Source organism: Planococcus sp. MSAK28401, assembly GCF_018283455.1.
In the GTDB taxonomy this organism is placed as follows: Bacteria; Bacillota; Bacilli; order Bacillales_A; family Planococcaceae; genus Planococcus; species Planococcus alpniumensis.
On record NZ_JAAMTH010000001.1, the window covers coordinates 2423126 to 2441025 of the forward strand.

15 protein-coding genes are annotated in these 17900 nt (G+C 45.9%); 2 read left to right on the forward strand and 13 right to left on the reverse strand.

What is annotated here, in order from left to right; all coding sequences use genetic code 11:
- Positions 1–46 precede the first annotated feature (46 nt).
- The 11 genes from G3255_RS12380 to G3255_RS12430 all read right to left on the reverse strand — a co-directional run bounded on the left by G3255_RS12380 (position 47) and on the right by G3255_RS12430 (position 13180).
- Positions 47–757 carry a hypothetical protein gene (locus G3255_RS12380; protein WP_211654738.1) on the reverse strand — a complete coding sequence of 237 codons (711 nt, stop codon included), beginning with the start codon at positions 755–757 and terminating at the stop codon, positions 47–49.
- 139 nt (positions 758–896) lie between these two features.
- Positions 897–2579, reverse strand: coding sequence for a polysaccharide deacetylase family protein (locus G3255_RS12385; protein WP_211654739.1), 1683 nt, complete (start codon positions 2577–2579; stop codon positions 897–899).
- Between the two features lie 16 nt (positions 2580–2595).
- Complete coding sequence (locus G3255_RS12390; RefSeq protein WP_211654740.1) at positions 2596–3618, reverse strand: hypothetical protein; 1023 nt, start codon at positions 3616–3618, stop codon at positions 2596–2598.
- On the reverse strand, positions 3615–4847 hold the full coding sequence (locus G3255_RS12395; RefSeq protein WP_211654741.1) for a glycosyltransferase family 2 protein: 1233 nt from the start codon (positions 4845–4847) through the stop codon (positions 3615–3617). The genes G3255_RS12390 and G3255_RS12395 overlap by 4 nt, the downstream gene beginning before the upstream one ends.
- Positions 4844–5605 carry a hypothetical protein gene (locus tag G3255_RS12400; RefSeq protein ID WP_211654742.1) on the reverse strand — a complete coding sequence of 254 codons (762 nt, stop codon included), beginning with the start codon at positions 5603–5605 and terminating at the stop codon, positions 4844–4846. Before G3255_RS12400 ends, G3255_RS12395 begins: the two co-directional genes overlap by 4 nt.
- A 487-nt stretch (positions 5606–6092) precedes the next feature.
- On the reverse strand, positions 6093–7325 hold the full coding sequence (locus G3255_RS12405; RefSeq protein WP_211654158.1) for an IS110 family RNA-guided transposase: 1233 nt from the start codon (positions 7323–7325) through the stop codon (positions 6093–6095).
- A 245-nt stretch (positions 7326–7570) separates the two neighbouring features.
- On the reverse strand, positions 7571–8086 hold the full coding sequence (locus G3255_RS12410; RefSeq protein ID WP_211654743.1) for a hypothetical protein: 516 nt from the start codon (positions 8084–8086) through the stop codon (positions 7571–7573).
- Positions 8087–8172: 86 nt separating this feature from the next.
- Complete coding sequence (gene galU, locus G3255_RS12415; protein ID WP_211654744.1) at positions 8173–9051, reverse strand: UTP--glucose-1-phosphate uridylyltransferase GalU; 879 nt, start codon at positions 9049–9051, stop codon at positions 8173–8175.
- A gap of 95 nt (positions 9052–9146) precedes the next feature.
- Positions 9147–10511, reverse strand: a complete 1365-nt coding sequence (locus tag G3255_RS12420) for a YjiH family protein (protein WP_211654745.1) — start codon at positions 10509–10511, stop codon at positions 9147–9149.
- Positions 10512–10544: 33 nt separating this feature from the next.
- Entirely contained in the window at positions 10545–11858 is a 1314-nt protein-coding gene (locus tag G3255_RS12425) for an aspartate aminotransferase family protein (RefSeq protein WP_211654746.1), read from the reverse strand.
- Positions 11855–13180, reverse strand: a complete 1326-nt coding sequence (locus G3255_RS12430; protein WP_211654747.1) for a sigma 54-interacting transcriptional regulator — start codon at positions 13178–13180, stop codon at positions 11855–11857. The genes G3255_RS12425 and G3255_RS12430 overlap by 4 nt, the downstream gene beginning before the upstream one ends.
- Positions 13181–13393: 213 nt before the next feature.
- On the opposite strand from G3255_RS12430, the gene G3255_RS12435 reads away from it, so the two are divergent.
- Both G3255_RS12435 and srtD read left to right on the forward strand, forming a co-directional pair.
- Positions 13394–14572, forward strand: coding sequence for a processed acidic surface protein (locus G3255_RS12435; protein WP_211654748.1), 1179 nt, complete (start codon positions 13394–13396; stop codon positions 14570–14572).
- A 44-nt stretch (positions 14573–14616) separates the two neighbouring features.
- On the forward strand, positions 14617–15270 hold the full coding sequence (gene srtD / locus G3255_RS12440) for a class D sortase, LPxTATN-specific (RefSeq protein ID WP_442757091.1): 654 nt from the start codon (positions 14617–14619) through the stop codon (positions 15268–15270).
- Positions 15271–15355: 85 nt separating this feature from the next.
- Here srtD and G3255_RS12445 read toward each other — a convergent pair whose 3' ends face one another.
- The gene (locus G3255_RS12445; protein ID WP_211654750.1) at positions 15356–16819 is read right to left on the reverse strand and encodes a trypsin-like peptidase domain-containing protein; all 1464 of its coding nucleotides are present in this window, start codon (positions 16817–16819) and stop codon (positions 15356–15358) included.
- A gap of 680 nt (positions 16820–17499) precedes the next feature.
- Positions 17500–17868 (reverse strand): hypothetical protein, encoded by a 369-nt coding sequence (locus tag G3255_RS12450; RefSeq protein ID WP_211654751.1) that lies wholly within the window; start codon positions 17866–17868, stop codon positions 17500–17502.
- Positions 17869–17900 lie beyond the last annotated feature (32 nt).

The following is a 17900-nucleotide window of genomic DNA, read 5'->3' on the forward strand; positions in this document are numbered from 1 at the left end:
CTGACAAAAATCGCCACTAATAATGATTTACATCCTTTTGATTGCTTCAATTGAGCAAACTCCCCATTTCCCCGACTGTAGTAATCGCTGTTTTTTTAACTTCATATCCTGAAAGTTCATTCTGTGCTCCGATCGCTTGCTCAATGCGCTTCAATAATGGTTGAATGGCATCGCCATTAGCCTCCTTGACCAGTACATAAACCGCCCCTTTTCTGCTTGTGACGAGATCACGTTGTCGAACAATAGACAAGAGGGCCGCCCTCTCTAACTTCGAAATCATAATGGGGCAATTGACCGAAGGGGTTACTTCCATCAACCAAGCACGCTCTTTGCGCTTGCTCGTCTTCAGCATCCATAAAGCCTGTTCGACGAATTCCTGAAGATTCAATGCGCGAAGATCCCCACCCTTTTTCAAAAGAGACTGTCGCTGAGCTTCTAGTCGAATTGCCTCTTCTTCCAGCAACTTCACTTGCTCAGAAACAACCCAAAGTGAAAATTGAAAAACCGACAAAAGGAAATAAGATCCGATTGACGTCATCGAATCAGCAGGTTCCTGAGCTGCGATTCCAATCGAGACAATCAAAACAAGAAACAGAAAGGCCGGAAGCCATTTTCTAGGCAACAGCAAGATAAAAGGAACTGAGATGAAAGCTGCCGCTATGGCATTTTCATAAAACGGCCATCGAAAGAAAAGCAGAGCAATACCTGAAAGAAACGCTAAACATATGAAAAACGGTAAAAATTTATACTTATTCATTTTAATATCTTCCCCGTAAAATAATTGGTAAAAACTCAAAAAGGTATTGAATTTCATTACCAAAATTATCTTACACCAGCTGGCGAAAAAAAACTATGGGACAGAGAAAATCTCTGTCCCTTCCTTTTAATGTATTCCATTATTGTTTTTCCCAAAATTGACTATCCGTTTTGCGCCGGCCGATTTTCTTAATGAGCGCAAAAAGGGCAATGATGATAAAGATCGCAATTGGAATCGTTATCCACCAAAGATCCCTGGTCGTTTGGGCGAAAAGTACGCTCATCGGACGGGAAACATTGATTTCTCCATTTGCCGTTTCCACAACTATGCCGTCAACTTCCGTTTTATGGTCCATTTCCTTTAAATCCACCCACTCATATTGATCAAACTTCTCCAGTTTCTGCATCACTTCTTCAAAATTTTCAATTCCAAGGTATGGATGGTAGAAAAACGCTAAATAACTATCGCCGAATTGTGCAGTATACTCAGCTCTTTCAATCATCTCATCAACTGCATTCGGATTTTCAGGATCGATATAACCCAAAGTTTCAGGGATTACTTTCATGCCATAGAGATTGGTAGGCTTCGAGTCATAGACTGAGATGTATGTTCCATCATAGGTACGGTCGGATATTTGGATTTGCCCAACATACGTAGAGAAGTACTTTGCCAACTCTTTATAACCAGTTTCTGACATCGAATAATGTGGGGCTTCGAAAGCGATTGGATAAAGTCCTTCCGCTGTCATTTCATATACACCATTGACGATCGAATCATAAATATGAGTCTGTTCATATGGCAGACCAACGTTTCGGACAAATTCTTCATACTCCTCACCCGACGCGAAGTCATCACGCAACTTCACTTCGTCATCATGCGCTTGATAAATCGGACGATCATTCTCCACGTCCCAATATTCAAACCCCTCACCGGTTTCATCCGCCCGATATTGATGAAGATAACCATGCTGGATAAGACTAGCGCCATTTTTCTGCATTTCTTGTAGAACCTCAACCAGTTCGATTGCTTGGGACAAATGGATGCTTTGACCGGTTTCTGGATTCGTATAGACCGGCACGACAGTAACCGCATAAGGAATATTCCGCTCCGCTAAGTAATCACCAACTTGTTTAACCAATACAGGATCGCTCCTCGGATGGATATCTTCCAAGCGAATCAATTTTTTCGGCGGTGATTTTTCTTCTCCAAAAAAATCGAATAGCGATTCCCCAACAATATCACCGAGCCTTCCTGTAATCGAGTTGGTAGCTACGTAATAGAGATTATCGTCCTTGAATATAAGCGGATGACCTCCATCTGCCGCCTGCCCTTCATACAAAACTTCCATCTGCTCGATTCCGTTGATGAGCAGCATTTCCTTCTCTTCCTTTAAGTCGAACATTTTCCCATCTCCGCTTACTGCATCAATGTTACGGTAATCCCGGACACTGAGATCGGGGGCTTCTTTGAAGTATTCAAAATAGTTCCCGATGAACATTTTTTTGACATCATCATATTGGTCGACTATAAACAATTCTTCCTCAGTCAATTGCCGTTTTCCAAGGCCAAAGTAAATGACATGTGTGTAATCGCCTTTCACATATTCAGCAGCGGCATCTTCGATTGACTGTATCGTTATGTCAGAGCTAAAGTGCCCGACCAGCATGTCTAGAAGCGGCACCTCTTCTTCTTGAGTCTCTTCTTCTGCATGATACAAAATCAATACTTTCGGATCGTTGCCAGAAGTTTCATCAGCAAACGCTTGCCACGGAATGCTGGCTAATAGAATAATCAATACCATGGAAGAAATGATCTTTTTCATCAATAGCCCCCCTTCCCTACTTTGTCTCATCTTCCATCATGAGATGATAATGGATGAAATCGAAGAAATGCGTTTCACCTTCCCCATTTTCTTCTATCATATTCGTCGCACGAACTTTTACCTCTTCAGCCGCTTCTTCTTCACCGATAATAAGAAAATATTCATTCATGAAAAAGTACATCGCCAGTGATTCATATGTCACTGCAGGTTCGAGTGTCTCACGGTCGTATCTTCCGAATAACCGACCTTCTTCCGCCCACTCCGTTTTCAGCCATTCTTCAAAAAGATCTGAAGATAACCCGATGCGTTCACGATTAATCGCAATTAGCAGTTGATCGATTGGATGGACTACATCACTCTTCACATACACTTCTTCCGCCACATCGAAATATTCCGGAAAGAACACTTCATCAGTGTCTACATTTTCAAGCACTCGATCTGCATTCATATCTTTCGGGACATCATCGATTAAATAACTCAACGTTATTCGCTGTGCTGGAAATTCCACTTCCCAGTCATAATAGTCGACTGTGTATCCATTATTTGTTTGGATGCGGGAAATCGTTTCGATAATCCGGTCTGCAGTCTCGGAGTATTCAGGACGGTCGAATAATGCATCAGCTTCTCTGAGCGCTGCGGCAATGCGGATATCATCGATCAGCGCATTGACTGTCGCCCCTTCAAAAATAAGCCAATTGATGAAAAAATTATCGCCTTCTTCCACCACAAATTCGCTCATTAGATTCTCATACTGCTGCGCGAACTTCTCTTCGTCTTCCATCATCACCAAGTACTCCATATATAATCCGATACTTTCTGACAAATATTGTGAATCTGGAGCGGATGGATAGGCATGGATAAACTGGTTTTCATCAAAATAATTTTCTGCGAAATCTTCAGGTATCGCTTGCTGCTCGACCTCTTCAGTTTCAACAGGCACCTGCTCCTCTTCTGGAGGGGGGGCAGGTTCACTCGACTCCTCGCTGCATGCACCAAGGAGTAAAGCGAGCATCATACCCGGTAAGAGCCATTTCCTCATGAATCCACTCTCCCTTTGAAGCGCTGGGTTTTGTCCCAGGCAATCGTTTTTTTGCGCAATTTGCTCCATGTATAAGTGGCAACGCTGCGAATCAGCAGCAAGATAAATAATTGGGCGTAGGTGAAGTACATAATCAGCACGTACAGCACATTGGTCAGCGAGACATTCCGATCGACAACAAGCGCACTCAAAAGCTGTGCCGTATAGACGATATAGGTCATAAACCATAGCATCATGAGCGGTGCACCGATACTTGGGATATCAACACCTGCAATGCTCAGTATGAAGAAGATGTCCGAAATCAGCAGCATCAGCACGAAAATCAGGTACGTAAAGAGATGCTGCAAACTAAGCACGAAAGTTCTGCCTCTCCAGTGTGACCAGTCCTTCATTGATTTCTCCAGCAAATACAAGTTGCCGGTCAACCAGCGCGTCCGTTGCTTGATGAAAGCTTTAAGCGTTTCTGGCTCCTGCTCCCATGTACGTGAAGTTGGAATGACCGGCAGCACATAGCCAGCTGCTGTCAGACGGACGGTCAGTTCTGCATCTTCCGCCAAGGCATATACGTCATAGCCGCCCAACTTCTCAATCACTGAACGGCGCAGCAGCATGTTCGTCCCGGCGAGAGAGCCCAGTCTGAAAAGTGCCCAGCGCCCGCATTGCATAAGCAACTGGAATACTTGAAATTCGAGCGCAATCATACGGGTCAATACATTCGTATCAACGTTTTTCGTTTTGACATATCCGACAGCACCCGCAGCATTCGGCACTGTTTCCGCTGCCTGGACCAATTTCTCCAATGCGTCCGGTTCCGGTTCATTATCAGCATCATAGACGACAAAATAATCCGAATCCGTTACGCTCAAACCATAGTTTAAGACCCGGGATTTTCCCTTTGGATTGCCAGGCGGTACAGGAATGTAATGGATGCGCGAAAAGACTTCCGCAAATTCCTGGACGATTTCGGCAGTTCCGTCTTTGGAGCTGTCATCCAAAAGATAAACATCAAGCTTGCCTTCATATTTCAGCCGCGCCATGGCGCGCAATGTATTTTCAATGACGATTTCTTCATTATGTGCAGGAATCAACACGGCTACGCTCGGATAATGTTTGACCTTCGGCGGATTGCGGAACTGCAGCCGGTACCAGACACCGCCGATTGTCACCGCGGAATAAAACAGCAGCAAAATCCAAAACAGGACAACTGTGGCGGTGATGAGTATATTCATATGGCCTTACCTAAAGCACGTGACAATTCATTCAAATTGGACACCTGCTCCTTTCTGACTTTGTATGGTGAGTCCAACAAGTTCAATTCCTGCTTCACTTTGTCGCGGTAGCGCTCCATCATGAGGCGGACGCCTTCTTCGTCAATATCTTTGAGCAGCAAGTAAATCGATTGCCCAGTCGAAGTCGCCAAATCGAACTTCTGGCGGATCGTCGACAAAGTCGCCCGCTCCAATGATTCTTTAATATTTTGTTGAGTGCGCTTATTTTTCGTATCGATTGTGATTTCGACAAACCAAGCTTCTTCCTGGCGACGTTCAGTTGTCTTCAGCACCCATTGTGCTTGTTCAGTAAACTCGTTGACCGTTAGGATATCCGTTTCTCCGTGATACTTCTGGAGAAGCTGCACTTGGCGATGCAGTTCGCTCGCCTCATAGCCAATCTGTTTGATTTGGTTCAACAACAACCAGAAAGACAGGATAAAGCCCGTGAACAGCAGATGGCTATAAACATACATGATTTCCAATTCTGGCCGTTGCGTGAAGAAAAAGGCAAATACGGTCAAGAAAATCCCGTAACTCAAAATAATGCTTATACCATACAGGAACACATACCGTTCATGAATCAAGGTCATGAATAAGATGGATAGTCCTGCCACCAACAACATCTCAGTGGAAAAAGGCAGAACCAGCGAGAACAACGCCCAACCAAATCCAAGCACCATCAAAATTAAAATTCCGAGCTTTAAATTGTTTTTCATTCCGCCCACCCCATCGCATAGGTTAAAATACCCGTTATTTATTTCAATATTATAAATACTGAAATATCATAAACCTATACTACTACAGAAAGATAATTTAAACTAGTATAAAAAGTATTGTCAGTATTAATATCCTGTGATTTTTTGTTTATTATAGGTATAAATAATTATATAAACCAAATTTTCAGATATCATTTTCAACATGAAGAAAGACATAGTGCGCTTAACCCAAAGCTCATGAAAGCGGATACAGATATTGTCATTAATTTTTAAAATTTTTTTGTTTTTATTCATTCCTTATAAAAATGCAATAAAAAAACTGCCGGATCGGCAGTTTTTCTTACGATTAGTCAATAGTTTTTAATCAATTTCAAAGAGGTTTTTCCGTGAGGTCTTATCTTTTAGGAGGCGGAAATTAATCATAACTAAAAATAGGCATGCCAAAAAACCTCCGGCTTTTTCTTTTTTTTAGCAGGGGCAAAATGTGTTAAACTTTAGGTGCCACGGTACAGGGGCTTAGCCTGTAATCGTAGCGTAATTGGTGTGTGACCAAGTGGTGAATCGTTTTGAGCAGCTTGTTCATGCAGGCCACCACGGCAACCTTATGACATTTGTTATAAGGTTGTTTTTTTAATTTCTGATAATAATCCACCAGGTGGTTCTGAGACAGGCGCTTCTGTTTAAGCATGTTCATAATGATAATGTAAAGCAGTTTGCGGAGGTGTTTGTTTCCGCGTTTATTGATGCGGTCCCTTGCGAGAAACTTACCGGATTGGTAACGGCGAATGTCGATGCCGGCAAAGGCATTCAACTGCTTATGATTCTCAAATCGCCCGATATCGCCAATCTCAGCTAGCAAGCGAACGGCGGTATTGTCTCCGATGCCTGGAATACTTAACAGAATGGCATACTCGTCCAACGGAGAAGCAAGCGCGGCCATTTTCTCGATACACGCCTCTTTCAGAAAGACAAGCTCCTGGAACCGCTTAGCGTACAGTCGAACCAGCTCACAAGCAAGGTCATCGACCTTTACCGCAGGGTAGGAACTATTGGCGGCATCCAGCAGTTGGATGGCTTTTTCTTCTGCTTTTTTAGTGGACGTTCGCTTTTCAGTATTGGCGAGAATCCGGTTTCTAAGCAACGTTTTGGAGTTCCCTAACACGAGGTCGGGATGCGGAAACAACTGCACTAACCGAAGAAAGAGGTCCGATTTTGTCGTGAACAAGTCAGTCAGTTCCGGGAAAGTGAGCTGCAGTTCCGTGTGCAGACGTCCCCTGACGACGGCCAGCTCCGCATCCAGATCCGTGTAATGCCGGGATAGTTTCTTGAGTTGCCGGTAGACATCTAATGACGGTGTCTCCAGGCGACGTTCATTTTGGAAGTGGCTGCTTGCGAGCTGATGAGCGTCTGCGCGGTCCGTCTTATGTTTCCGCAACCGGTCATTCTGCAGTTTGGCTTCCAGGGGATTCATCAGATAATACGGATAACTGTTTTCTTGCATGAAGCGTTCGAGTTGGCGTGAATAAACGCCGGTGGATTCAAATACCAGGTGTGGCACCTCATCATAACCTGCGGTTAGGTCGTCAATCAGCAGCTTCAACGCAGCAAAATCTTCGCGCGTGTGCTGGATTTCTTTTTCAGCGATACAGGTTTTCAGCGCGTTATAGACCACAATATAGCTTTTCCCCATACTGACATCAAAAGCGATGACATGTTTCATCTCCCACACTCCTTCATTTTGATTGGAAGCTTCACCGATCCTTACCGATTCCCATTTCTTCTACACGATCTCAATGGATCCCACATACTCAAACCTGATTCAGATAAGGTGGGTGAAGGAGGTCCGTTTTATTTACGGATTCAAGATCCCAAAACTGCCTCGACCTCCGCTTCACCTCTACTATAAAAAAATAGTAGGACAAACCAATGCCTTGGTTCGTCCTACTAATCTTAGTATGTTTTCTTTTATAAGTACGTATACATAACTGGATTTTCCGTATTTTTCTTTAAGCGTTTAAATCCATTCTTTTTGTAATATGCCCTGATCTTCTTGTTGTATGCTTCGTCTTGCTTGGAAGTATTTGTATAATAACCTGGAATGACGACCAGCAATTCTACATCCAAGAACTTCAATTCCTCTAGCATTTTTTGCCCGAACGATTCCCCGATGCCTTTGTTCCGCTCTTCCTCGGCCACTTGCAAATCATCAAACACTGCCACTAGGCCAAAGACATCATCGATATCCGGTATATGCTTTAAATCTCGATAGACATCCCCCAAACCTTCGGAGATATGCTCTGCATACATAGCCAAAGACTCGAGCGAACTGCGCTGGGGATTAAACAGGTAGAAATGGGCATCCCCGACTTGCGGCTGTTCTTCCTGCCCTTTTAACACGCAATCGGCTTTACAAGCAAAAATTTCAGTACCCGGCCGCATCTCAATCCGGTAGTCGACGTGGATATCATCTTCTGTAATCATCAAATCTCCTCCTTCACAGTGTCCATTCAGCTGAACGTATATCAAGTATGTCATTTATTATCAGAAAATTCAATCACTATCACAAACTATTGGCCTGTCTTTTCCTCGGCCAATTTCTTCTCGAATAGCTCCAGTAATCGCGCTTTCAATTCGGGGCGCTGCAAGGCAAATTCAATCGTCGTTTCGATAAACCCGTATTTTTCGCCTACATCGTAGCGTTTTCCTTCGAACGCAAACGCCCGAACAGCTCGTATTGTATTGAGTTTTTCGATGGCATCGGTCAATTGGATTTCCCCGCCAGCCCCCGGTTTCTGCTCAGCCAGCAAGCGAAAAATTTCCGGTGTCAGCACGTACCTGCCCATGATGGCAAAGTTCGAGGGTGCATGGCCAGGCTCCGGCTTCTCGACAAAATGGTCGACTTTCATAAGATCCCCGTCGATTTCTGCTGGCGCAATGATACCATAGCGATGCGTTTCACTATCACTTACTTCTTTGACCCCGATAACCGGGCTGTCTGTTTTCTCGAACTGCTCGATTAACTGGTGAAGCGCTGGAGGATCGTTCTGGACGATATCATCTCCCAGTAGTACTGCAAACGGTTCATCACCAATAAAATGACGGGCTGACCAAATGGCATGCCCTAATCCTAAGGGCTGTTTTTGGCGGATATAATGGATTTCCACTTCGGATGTGGCAAGAACCGAGTCGAGCATATCGAGCTTACCTTGCTCTTTCAGAATATGCTCAAGTTCAAAGGCATGGTCGAAATGGTCCTCAATGGCGCGCTTTCCTTTTCCTGTGACAATGATGATGCTGGTGATGCCGGATGCAATTGCTTCTTCGACAATATACTGGATGGTTGGCTTATCGACAATTGGCAGCATTTCTTTCGGCATTGCTTTTGTCGCCGGCAAGAAACGCGTACCGAGGCCTGCTGCCGGGATGATTGCTTTTGTAATCTTCATGGACCTTCTCACCTTTCCTAATGCAATCGTTTACTTGAGAGTATAGCATTGTTTCGAAAAAGCAAAAAAGCCTCCAGCATAGTGGAGGCTCTTGCTTAAACGAAAAGATGCGCAAACAAGACGATGACCGGCAAAGTGATTGCTGTACGCAAGAGGAAAATAACTAACAGTTCCCAGAACTTCACAGGAATATTCGATTTCAGGATCAAGATGCCGATTTCCGACATATAGATTAACTGGGTGAGTGACATGCCTGCGATGACAAATTTCGTCAAATCACTTTCAATGCCGCTGCCAAGCACTGCCGGCAAGAACATATCCGCAAATCCAACCAACAAAGTCGGCGCCGCTTGTGCCGCTTCCGGCAAGCCTAAAAACGTCAATAGCGGAATGAGCGGATAAGCGATGATACGGAAAATCGGCGTATATTCCGCAATGACCAGCGCGGCCGTTCCAAGAGCCATAACCAGCGGGATTAACCCTAGCCAGATATCCATGACTGTGCCGATACCAGACTGTGCAAGTTTCTTGCCACTTGCGGCTCTGCTCGCTTTCAAGCGCGCCGCTTCAAATCCCCATTTGAATAAGGACACATTTTCAGGAACACTGTCGTCGATTTGTTTTCCGACACCTTCCCGGTATGTATCGGTTTTACGGGACAAAGGCGGAATGCGGGGCATGATGACCGCCGCGATAAGGCAAGCAACTGAAACCGCCAAATAAAATGGCAAGAATAGGTGGCCGATGCCAATAACATTTGCGACGACCAGGCTGAACGCAACAGAAGCGATCGAGAAAGTTGTCGCAATGACAGCAGCTTCACGTTTCGTGTAATAGCCTTCGTCGTATTGTTTCATCGTCACGAGAACGCCAACTGGCGCAGCGCCCATCCAGGAAGCCATCGCATCGATCGACGAACGCCCCGGAAGCGTGAACACTGGACGCATGATTTTATTGAGCAAAGTCCCGACGAATTCCATCAAGCCGAATTCAACAAGCAGCGGCAATAGAATGCCGGCAAATAAGAACCATGTCAACAATACCGGAGCCAGGTCATAAAGCACGACACCGCCTGTGTTGCGCGAAGCGATTGCTGCAGGACCGATTTCATAAAACGCCATGACACCGACCGCAAATCCGATAAAACGTATCGCCAAGCTGATAGGGCCGATAATGAAAATCGGCCGAAGCATCTCAGAATTTTGGATAAAGCCAGGTTTTACGATGCTCGCTGCTAAGCCCGCGAATGCAGAGAACCCGAGAAGAACCAGGATGAATCCAGGAATCCACTCTCCGAATGTACTGAGCAGGAATGAGGCCAAAATACCGACCCCTATTGTAATTTGCCCATCATATGAAACAGGCACTAAAAATAATAAAGCGCCGATTAATGATGGGATGATGAATTTCCATGTAGCAGATGGCGATAATGCCGGTTTCTCTTTTGGAAAGCTGGTCATGAACGTTTCCCCCTTTTGTATAATCCCCTTCGATTATGACTGCAAATTCGTTAATGCCTGATCCAGCACTTTGATGCCTTCGTCAATCTGCTCTTTTGTAACTGTCAACGGCGGAATCATCCGGATGACTTCCCCCGAATTGCCGCATAGATAGAACAACACCCCTTGCTTCAGGCAATCATCCAATACTTCCATGACCGCTTTCCCATCTGGGTTTTTGGTTTTTGGATCCATCAATTCGATGCCGATCATGAGCCCGACACCGCGCACTTCGCGAATGACCGGATGTTTTTGCTTCAACTTATCTAGCTCTTCAAGGGCATAGGCACCGAGCTTCTGGGTATTCTCCAATAGCTGCTCTTCTTTCAGCACTTCAATCGATGCAAGTGCCGCAGAACAGGCGAGCGGATTGCCGCCAAATGTCGTGCCATGCGTGCCAAGCGGCCATTGATCCATCAATTCTTTCGAAGCGACCGTGGCGCTGAGCGGGAGCCCGGCAGCGATGCCTTTCGCGACCGCCATGATGTCCGGAGTCACGCCAAATGTCTGTGCAGCGAACCAATTGCCGGTACGGCCAAAACCGGTCTGAACTTCATCGAATATGAGCAGGATGCCGTGGCGGTCGCAGATTTCACGCACTTTTGCCAGCCATTCTTTGGGCGGGATGATGTAGCCGCCTTCGCCAAGTACCGGCTCCAGAATGATACAAGCCACTTCTTCCGGCGTCACTTGGTGATTGAAGAGTTTTTCGATGTCGCGTTCCAGCTTTTCAGGGAAGAACACTTTCGGGTCCGCACCTTCTGGTAAATCATCTGGATGCGCATACGGCAATTGATAGGTCAGCCAAGATGGCTGCATATGCTTGCGGTATTTGCTTTTCGAAGTTGACACGCTGAGAGCTCCCATCGAGCGGCCGTGGAAACAGCCGGTGAACGAAACGACGTATGGGCGTTTCGTGACATATTTCGCAAGTTTGATGCCGCCTTCGATCGCTTCTGTCCCGCTATTGGCGAAAAAGAAGTTATCTAGTTTCCCCGGCATAATCTGCTGTAGTTCGTATGCCAGCTTCAAAATCGATTCATAGATGATGACCCCGGACGGCCCGTGGATCAGATGGTCCGCCCCGTCTTTGATCGCCTGGACGACTTTCGGATGGCGATGCCCGACATTCTCGACCGCGATGCCGGATGTGAAATCCAAATAAGTGCGCCCATCCGCTCCGTAGTAATAGCAGCCTTCCGCTTTGACGACCGGTAGATTCGGATGGTCTTTCGCCATGCTCGGCGCCAGCAGATTGCCGATAGAGTTCGTCATTTCCATCCAGCCCTGTGTTTGTTTCATTGTCATAAGTCTTCATCCTTTCCTGTTGCGATCGCGTGTTTTTTCAACTTGCGCACGACCGAAGGCTGGCTGATGCCCAGCCGTTCCGCCATTTCAGTCGTTGTGCGGTAGCGCTTTTTGGCATTTTCCAATACTTTTTTCTCGACCACATCGAGCAAATGCGGCAAACTGCGCCCTTCGAGTTCGATGCCGACTTGTTCGTCTTTCGCCGGGCGATAGCTCGCGGGTAAATCTTCGAGACGGATTTCACCGTGCTCGCTTTCGAGATAGCTGCGTTCGAGCACATTGCGCACCTCGCGGACATTGCCGGGCCAATCCAATTGCAATAGATGGACATATGCCGTATCCGCCAATTTTTTCCGGACGCCGTATTTTTCCCCGAGCGCTTCGATCGTCTGAGATAAATGCGCTTCAAGGTCTTCTGGCCGTTCCCGCAGCCCCGAAAGCCTGATGAGCGACACATGCAATAGATAAAATAACGCTTCCCGAAACCTGCCTTCTTGCGTGCGTTCTTCTAATGAGGTTTCACTGATGGCAATCAATCGGATATCGCGTTTTTCCCCAAGCAATTTTTCCAGCATTGACTGCGCTCGGCCTGACAACTGATCAATTTCATTCAAAACGAGCGTCCCGCCCTGTGCCAGGCCGAAATAGCCGCCTTCGCCTTCAAACGATTCAACGAAGATCGTTTCCGGAATTGCGCCGCAATCAACTTCGATAAAGGCTTCATCCTTTCTCGCACTGCGCTGGTGAATAAGCTTGGCAAATAAACTTTTGCCGGTTCCACGCGGCCCTTCGATCACCAAGGAAGCATCATATTCAGCCAGTTTCATCGCACTGCGCAGCGCGCGTTCGGTCTGCACGCTTTGGGCGATGACTCCATCGACCGATAATTGACGGCCCCGCAAATACGCCAATTCCCCCTTGACCCGGTCCATTTCCATTTCCAGTGATTCCAGATATTCTTTTATGACCATCAGTTCTGATACTTCATAGGAATAACTGATGACGTATTCTACCTCACGCTGCTCATCGAATACCGGCATCCCAGTAATGAGCATTTTTTTACCCGTTGCCGTTTCCTGGACAAGCACCAGTTTTTTCTTTCGTTCAATGACAAGTGGCGTGACTGCTGGCGTAAATATGCCTTCCTGCTCCAACTCGTAGATTGAGCGGCCAAGCAGGGCGGCGGGTTCCAATCCATAATGCAATCCGCTCATTTCCGTTACTTTAATGATGCGCCCTTCACGGTTCGTGATGATGATGTCTTCATCGTGCATCGCCATAACTTCTTCAACAGCATCCGGTACAAGTAAATGTCCGTGCATATTTCACCTCGATTATTCATTATTGTATAGACTATACGATAATGAATAATATAAAAGCAAGACAATTCGAACAATTTTTTGTTTTGTTGAAAAAAATCCAGCAAACTATTTAAAAGAAAATACCTTATAATCTAATAGACCTATTCTAAAAGTCACTATTCAAGACTATACTATTCTAGATATTCCATTTATTTCACATATAGGAGGATTTAAATGAAAGCTGCATTAACACTTATTACTTCCCTCATACTGGCTATAGCGATCGGAACAGTCCCGGCCTTCGCCATATCAGAGGATGACCGCGGGTTTAACCGCTTATTAAGCGAAATCGGCTGGGAAAAAGCGGATTACATCGATTATTTAGACAGCAAAGGCTGGACGCTGGATGATTTTTATTCTTCCGCAGATCTCGGCACGCCGCTCACAGAAGACAGCCTTTCACAAATTATGAGTACCTACGAATTGACACGCGCTGAATTGAACAGCCTGCTCGAAGAGTTCGGTGATTTGGATGCAGGTGTAGATGTATTGGACGGGGACTTCATCATTTTCACGGAAGAACTGGAAGATTCACTCGACTTCTATTTAAACTTTGAAGAAGAATTAACACCAATTACTGAAGCGAATTTGGCCACATTACTTGAGGATTTCGGTTTCACTTCAAAAGATGAGCTCGAAGAATTCCTCAATTTGTTTGATGATTCCCTCGCAGATTACGAGTTTATCGAGGACTTGGAGAGCTCTATCATGTTCTATCAGGAAGAATGGCTTTTCGACCTGGACATGGAAGGTGTATTTGCCGAATTCGGCGTGACCGAACAGGAACTTGAGCGCCTCGCAGAGCATTTTGAAACGCTCGATTATACGAATCCGGAATTCGAACAACGCTTAATGGCACTCAGCGAGCGCATGATGGCGATTGAAGATTTCTCAACGGTAACTGAACTGTCCGCAGAACAAATCGCAGAACTCTTGTCAATCTACGATGAATTCATGGAAATTTTCGAAATGGAAGCCAAGTATTATTTCGTCAAAGGCGATGAGAAAAAAGAAATGAGCGTCCAATCTCTCATCTCTCTCGAGTCGACGGATGGCTATGACCTGTTGATTGAACTTTATAACTTAGAAGGCGATTTTTTGGCAGATATCCTGTTGACCGCTGACATGTTCGGTTCTGATCTTATCGTCGACACCGGAAAAGAGTTGGAAAACAGCACCCCGACGGTTACCCCGCCACCTAAACAAACAGCGGATAACACGAATCAAACCGTCAAAGGCGGAAAACTTCCGAAAACAGCCAGTGATTTCGCGCAAAACGCAGCACTTGGGCTGGGCTTTATCGCTTTCGGCGCTTTGTTGTTCAGACGTGCACGGGTGAAACCCACGTCATGAACAAAAAGCGAATTTCCTGGTTGATGACAATTGCGGCGGCCGGAATGATCGTCTTCGGCCTATGGTTCAGTGGTACACAGGCTGCAACTTTCGCGAAGGGCTATCTTCTATACAAAGCAGATTCAGTCTCTGCAGAGGATTTTGCGCCCAAACTGCAGACGACAAACGCCAAAGTATCTTTGCCGGATGCAGAAGCTGTCGAATCCCCTGAGGTTTCAATTGAGGAACCAGAAATTATTGAAAAGCCAGCGGAAACAACACAGCTCCCGAAAGACATTCGCTATCCGTCCGATCCGCAAATAGGCGATTTAATGGGCGAACTGATCATCCCGAAACTGGGCGCAAGCTTGCCGATCATCCACGGCACCGATGAAGACGAGCTGGAAAAAGGCGTCGGCCATTATGCAGGCAGCGTCTTGCCCGGGGAAGACGATAATTCCGTCTTGTCAGGGCATCGCGACACGGTATTCCGGGAACTCGGAAAGGTCGGAAAAGGCGATGAGTTCATCGTCCACACTGCTGACGGCACGTTCACATACCGTGTTCGCCAAGTGCGCATCGTCGATGAAGACGATCGCACTGTCATTGTCCCAAAACCGCGTGCCACTTTGACCGTCTCGACCTGCTATCCTTTCGATTTCGTCGGCTATGCGCCAGAACGCTATATTCTCGTGGCTGACCTTGTCTCGAGCAGCTAAACAAAAGACCGCAGCTTCCCTTTGGGAGGCTGCGGTCTTTTTGCATGCAACAGAAAAGCCCTGAATTCGCATTCAGGGCTTTTCACTATTCTACGTTGACGATGTCGGAAATATAGAAGAATCCGTAATCGTCCATGACGATCGTATACACTTTCGTACGTTCCTGCAACGACCAATTGCCTTCCGCGTCCTTGAATTCAAACGCTTCTTCTGTATAGACAAGGGCATGATCTTCCTTGATCTCGATATTGGTGATATCAAGCTTATTAAAGATATGTTCCATGTTTTTACCGGCAATCTGGTCGATATACTCAATCATGCTATTGTAAATATCGCTTTGATAGACCAGCAAGTTCTGGACATAATAGAAATCTTCTTCCTGTAATGCCAATTCGTAGAATTCCTGATAGCTCACGACAAATTCCGTCAAAGACTCTTCCGTGAATTCATGCGTCGTGCTGTAGTCGAATTCATAATCTTCGTCTTCGTAGTTGCTGTCGAAATCATCGTAGACAGGGAAAATCTCGGCGACCGCTTCACGGCTCATTGGGTTTTTCGCCCATGCATCCAATTGGTCATACATCGAATAGAGCGGGATGGAAAATCCGATTGAATCCCCTTCCGGGAACAGCAGCGAGTTGATGCCGATTACTTTTCCGGTTCCTGCATCGAGCAGCGGCCCGCCGCTAGATCCCGGCGCCAGTGCAGCATCGATCTGGTAGATATTTTCGTAAGTGAATTCCTGGTAGAAATCACGGTCGATGCCAGTTAAATACCCCATAGACGCGGTATTCTCAAAACCGGAAGGGCTGCCAAGAGCGATAACTTCCGTTCCGACATCGGTTGCTCCCATCTCGACATCCAAAGGTTCGATGCCAGTCAAATCATTTACTTGGATTAAAGCAATGTCGGATTCAGCTGAAATCCCGACAACGGTTCCTTCATGGTCTTGGCCATTGATATTGCGTACAATGACATCCGTATAACCCGACACCACGTGGGCGTTGGTCACGACCATGCCTGTTTCCGTAAATAAGAACCCGGAACCTTGGCCGCCTTCAGCCAAAATCGTGTAGACACGTGATTGAGCACCTTTAATGACAGCCGTCTTGTCTTTTTTCTTCGGCTCGACTTTCTCTTCTTGGTCGGAAGGGTGAGTAATATTTTCTGCTTTGGTCACCGTGCCTTCAACCGGTTCTTCAGAAGATACTTGCGTTTCCGGTTCTTCTACCGGCATTTCTTCTTCAACTGGCTCTTCTGCTGGCTCTTGTGCCGGCTCTTCTTCCACCGGTTCTTCCTCAGGCACCTCTTCAGGCACTTCCTCCGCCGCTTCGGTGTCTTCCTGCGGCAATGCCACTTCCGGTTCTTCCTCTCCCAATAACTGGCCTAATCCAAATCCAAGCCCCAATAATACGGCCAACAACACGAGCGCATACATGAATTTATTGCGCTTCGGTTTGCGTTGCTTTCTTGTGGAAAGCGGAGCTCCGCAATTATCACAGAACTTTGCAGACTCATCATTCATCGTGCCACACTTTGTGCATTTCATAGCTGTACCTCCTGCCGGACATAATTTATCCCCGAATTTTCTTCATTATAAACCTTAGAACGCCAAACCTCCACCTTAGGTTGCCTTTGTAATATTTTGTCCTTATTTGGTAATAAATTTCAAAATTCTGAACGTTTTTGATGAGCCTTTATACTCATCAAAAATGCTTAAAGCGCCATTTTTCCTGACATCATCAGAAATCGAATAAAATTACCGTCTCGTTCTTTTGGGAAATGCTTTTGTAATAAGTGGATAGGAGATTAGAACTTGCCAGCTGCAATACATTATTAAGAGGTTCTTTCTTTCGGTGGTTTATGTTACTTAGTTGGACCAGAAAGCCAAATGAGTAGTTTGTTGTCTGTTTCACCTCTGAATAATCTCCTCGCTCTTCTGGGTTCACCTTAAGATTTCTCTGCATATTACGTGCAAGGAAATATTTCCGTTAATTGGATGTATCCGCTGGCAGTGGCCGCCTAGTTAGACTTGATAATCGCAAAAGCCTTTTGCGACTATTCCATTTGCCTTTATATGGCTGATTAAAACTGATCACGCTAATATAATTCGTTTGCTCTATGACACTTGAGACAAAGCATCCTTCCTTAAGTGCAATCTCCACTAAAAAAAAAGCAATGCCTCAGCATCGCTTTCTACACTTGCTTCTATGGGAATTCTCGGCAAGATCATCGGACGTCGATACCGGTGAGTGTCTCCTGTAGTTCCAGGGCCTCTCCGAATAACTGCGCATCCGCTTCCCCGCTTGCTTTCGCTTGGTCGTTTACGCGCTGCAGCAGTTCATCCAACTGTCCTTGAATCTCTTGATACTCTTCAATGGTCAATGTGCTTTTGCTGTCTACATGGCGTTCTAGCTGTTCCAATTCTTGTTCCACATCGCTTTGAGGGCCAAGGCGCTCAATTACTTCACGCCCCGGCTCATACTTTTTGCCGCCCGGTGAATTCTCGCTTGCAAACGTTACGGGTTCGAAATGTGCCATGAATACCATCCCAAAAGCGAGTGCAGAAAGTGAAATGTTCAGAGCAGAAATCTTCAAATGATCTTCCTCCTTCGAATTGGTCTGCTTTC